The following is a 909-nucleotide window of genomic DNA, read 5'->3' on the forward strand; positions in this document are numbered from 1 at the left end:
GAGGTTGTCCCGTAGCTCGTAGAACTTGAAGTGGCGGTCCCCGCCTCGGGGCCTACCTGGTGGTAGGTCTCGGGCAATCGCCAAATCACTCCGAGCAAGGAGACGGGGACCGTGAGTAAGACCTACCAGACCAGGCGCCGGCATGCCCGGCAAGCCGCCGAAGACGTGGCCGTCCCACACACCGTGACCATGGCCATGGAGCACATCGCCGCCTCGATGAAGGACGGCCTGCTCGCACTGGCCGTCCAATCCGGGCTGGCGGTGATGTTCGCGCTTTTGGAAGAAGACGTCAGCGCCCTGTGCGGCCCGCGCGGCAAGCACAACCCTGACCGCAGCGCGGTCCGGCACGGCCACGACGCCGGATCGGTGGTGCTGGGCGGGCGCAAACTGCCGATCCGCCGCCCACGGGTACGTACCGCCGACGGCACCGGCGAGATCTCCATCCCGGCCTATGACGTGTTCTCCTCCACCGAGATCCTGGACGAGATGGCCCTGGGCAAGATGCTCGGCAAGCTGTCGACTCGCCGCTACCGACTCGGCTTGGAACCGGTCGGAACCAGTGTGGAGCAGGCCTCCACCGGCACCTCCAAATCAGCGATCTCGCGGCGGTTCGTCGCCGCCACCGAGCGCGCCCTGGCCGAGATGATAAGCGCCGACCTATCGGGACTGGATCTGGCCGCGCTGATGCTGGACGGAGTCCACTTCGGCGAACACACCTGCATTGTCGCGCTCGGGATCGGCATCGACGGGACCAAGTACCCGCTGGCGCTGGTGGAGGGCTCCACCGAGAACGCCACGCTGGCGCGTGAGCTCATCGTCGGCCTGCGCGAGCGCGGCCTGGACGTCACCGCTCCGATCCTGGTCGTGCTGGACGGCTCCAAAGCGCTGCGCCGCGCGGTGCTGGATGTG

1 protein-coding gene is annotated in these 909 nt (G+C 67.7%); it reads left to right on the top strand.

Features of this window, described 5'->3' with window-relative positions; genetic code table 11:
• Positions 1-111: 111 nt before the first annotated feature.
• The coding region (locus ACSDR0_RS50830) for a transposase (protein ID WP_435296172.1) at positions 112-909 on the top strand (798 nt) is incomplete at its 3' end.

The sequence above is a fragment of the Streptosporangium sp. G11 genome (assembly GCF_051192615.1).
Lineage (GTDB): Bacteria > Actinomycetota > Actinomycetes > Streptosporangiales > Streptosporangiaceae > Streptosporangium.